This window comes from Bradyrhizobium diversitatis (genome assembly GCF_016031635.1).
GTDB lineage: Bacteria > Pseudomonadota > Alphaproteobacteria > Rhizobiales > Xanthobacteraceae > Bradyrhizobium > Bradyrhizobium diversitatis.
Map to the genome: position 1 here is coordinate 1 of NZ_JACEGD010000089.1, position 3,201 is coordinate 3,201.

Annotated in this window: 3 protein-coding genes; 1 reads left to right on the plus strand and 2 read right to left on the minus strand. The window is 55.0% G+C overall.

What is annotated here, in order from left to right; genetic code table 11:
• On the minus strand, window positions 1-211 hold a 211-nt coding region (locus H1B27_RS39510), incomplete at its 3' end, for a transposase (protein WP_376709026.1).
• 879 nt (window positions 212-1,090) lie between these two features.
• Window positions 1,091-2,515, minus strand: a complete 1,425-nt coding sequence (locus tag H1B27_RS39515; protein ID WP_197969762.1) for an autotransporter outer membrane beta-barrel domain-containing protein — start codon at window positions 2,513-2,515, stop codon at window positions 1,091-1,093.
• A 474-nt stretch (window positions 2,516-2,989) separates the two neighbouring features.
• On the opposite strand from H1B27_RS39515, the gene H1B27_RS39520 reads away from it, so the two are divergent.
• Window positions 2,990-3,201: transposase (locus H1B27_RS39520; protein ID WP_376709018.1), on the plus strand; the 212-nt coding region annotated here is incomplete at its 3' end.

Sequence of the window (3,201 nt, forward strand, 5' to 3'; positions counted from 1 at the left end):
AGACATACCCTACGATCAACATCCGGATCATCAGCTCCGGATCGATCGACGGGCGACCCATGGACGAATAATGAGGAGCAAGTTCGCTGCGAAGCCAGGATAGATCGAGAGCAGTGTCGATCTTCCGCACCAGATGATCTTCGGGAACTACATCGCTGAGATGAAACTCGTAGAACAGTTGACCTTGGTCACTCTTCAGACGGCCCATCATGGATCGACCTCGTCGCGATTCGCGTCAACACAACGGAATCACGCTTGCTGGCTCGTCTCAACTGACTTTTGCAACAATATCGGTCAATAGGCGACATTGACGAGGCTAGGAGCAATTGCCCTTTCGGTAGATTCCAATCGTCGTTCCTATGACGGCGGATAGGCAAACGAATATTCCTATCGCACCCACTGGATAGACGAGCAGCGAGAGACCGGACAAATCTTCTTCTCCGACAGCTCTACGCCAGCCGACCAGCGCACCAATGATGCAAAAAATTATGATGAATAGGGTCGCAATCTTCGTCCAAGACATTGCTGGACGTATCCGCAATGCGAGATAGGCGGCTGCCCAAGCGACGTAAGCCAAGAATGAAAGAAATAGAATGAGCAATAGGATAAGGCCAATCATTTACGGATTACCCAGCAAACCTATCTTGAGACCGACCTCCAGGGGAAAGCTCGGCCAGTTTTGAGGCCACCGATTACATCCTCTAGCGGGCGATCATCTACAAACTGCTACTCTGATCGTGACCGATTTATCAGCAGCCATGTCCCCTCGGGTCACAAGCGGGCCCTCTACCGGCGTGGTCGTGACAGTCCGGTCTGGGGCACAAGCAGACTCAAGCGTCGCTACAAATTTCAGTCTGTAGCGTGGATTGGGCTAATGACTTGTCAGCCGGAAGGTGGTCTTTCGAACCGAAAGGTTGGCGAGAGCCTAATTCGGAAAGAGCCGGGCTCGTGTCGCGCTCGGTGTCTGTCGGATATCAACTCGCCCGACTACCCCTTGGGCCCCATGGAGGCTCAGCCTTCAGCACCATGTCTCGGCGGGAAGCACTGGACAGGTCCTTGAATGTTATCTTACGAGCGAACGGCTTCCGTTTCAGGCAAATAGAAAGTCCTTTTCCGTGAGTGCACCCAGGAAATTGTGGAGAGTAACTTGATCCTGTCCTGCGTTAATGACGGTGTCAGTTCCACTTTGGGTGATGACCAGATCAGTGAATGACTGCACGCCCGCCACATCGATGAACCTGATCTGATCATGTTGGCACTGACTGAAGTCTTCGATGGTGTTCTGGGTCCCGACTGTCATCAGGCCGTCGTCCTTGAACACGAACTGATCTTTGCCGCCCTCAGCGCGACCTGACAGTAATCCGTCACCCCACATCTCATTGCTGACTGTACCGCCGGGCGCCGCGGTCCCAGCATGCAGGATATCTCTGCCGCCCGTGCTGGAGCCGGACAAAGTTAGCGCGTCGCCGTAGAGGAAGTTCTCGAGCTGACCACTCCCACTGTTGCTACCGCCTTTGAGAACATCGTTGCCGCCGTGTGCGAAGTCCGACATGGCAAACGCGTCACCCCGGAGAATGTTTTCTCCACCGCCGCTCGTGTTACCGCAGGTTAGATCATCATTGCCGCCAACAGCGTGATCCGACATCGTAAGTGCGTCGCCAGTGACATTATTTGAAGCCGAGCCGCTGGCCGCGAAGCTGTCATTTCCGCCATTAGCATGGCGGGACATGTCGCCGCCCGCGTCACCGTAGAAGATGTTGACTACGCCGGACGTGGCCAGGACCGTGAAGGTATCGTCACCGCCTTTACTGTGATCAGACACATTCCCCCCCGCGTCGCCGTAGAATGTGTTGACCGAGTTATTGGTCCCACCCGTGAAGGTGTCGTTGCCGCCCTTACTGTGGCCGGACATGCTGCCGCCAGCATCACCGTAGAAGGTGTTGCCGGAAATCGAGCCTCCCGTGAAGGAATCGTTGCCGGCCTTACTGTGGCCGGAAATGTTGCCGGCAACGTCGCCATAGAAAAGGTTTTGGGCGAAGAATTCAGCCGCAGTGAAGGTGTCATTGCCGCCCTTACTGCGCCCGGACATGCTGCTGCCAGCATCACCGTAGAAGATGTTGTTGGCAAAGGCGCCACCGATGAAGGTATCGTCGCCGCCTTTACCGCAGCCGGACATGCTATCGCCCGCGTCGCCGTAGAAAGTGTTGATGGGGGACTGGCCTGGGGGTGCAGAGGGAAGACTACCGCCCCCCCAAAAGGTGTCGTCGCCGCCTTTGCTGTGGTCCGACATGTTGCCGTGCGCGTCACCGAAAACAGTATTGATGACGTTGAAAAATCCTCCAAAGAAGGTGTCGTCGCCTCCCTTGGAAAAGTCGAACATGCTGCCGCCGGCATCGCCGATCAAAACATTTGTGAATGTTTCGCGAGTAGGGTTGCTTACACCGGTAAGGCTATCGTCGGTGCCCCATTGATGGTCGATCAGATCGCCCAGGGAAAATGGAACGCGCTTGAACATTGTAGCCTCCTGCGGATTTACCCCAGCCATCAGAATAGTCTGGAGGATTGACGTAAGAAGGTAGTTGCGTTTGCAACGAAGGAGATCCCCTTGTTGCGGTGACTGCCCGGCGGTTGCCTCGCGCTTGACGTCAGACTCTTTTCTGAAGAGGTCGGATGCTCACAAATGCCCGCCACTCTGGAACAACACGGCATTCTTCAGACACACTCTACCAAAGATTTAGTAACCTCAATTGACGAACCTCAAGTTCGGGCAACAGAGTGCCAGCGGGCCAGCCACGGCGCACGGTTGTCAGTCGGTGGGTCCCGACGAATGGCGAGCTAAGCTATTGGTCTAGCGGCCACATGGCACTTTGCCGAAGCATTCGTCCTACCCAATGTCGGCTTTTGGTCCGATATTGTTGCAAAAGTCAGTTGAGACGAGCCAGCAAGCGTGATTCCGTTGTGTTGACGCGAATCGCGACGAGGTCGATCCATGATGGGCCGTCTGAAGGGTGACCAAGGTCAACTGTTCTACGAGTTTCATCTCAGCGATGTAGTTCCCGAAGATCATCTGGTGCGGAAGATCGACACTGCTCTCGATCTATCCTGGCTTCGCAGCGAACTTGCTCCTCATTATTCGTCCATGGGTCGCCCGTCGATCGATCCGGAGCTGATGATCCGGATGTTGATCGTAGGGTATGTCTT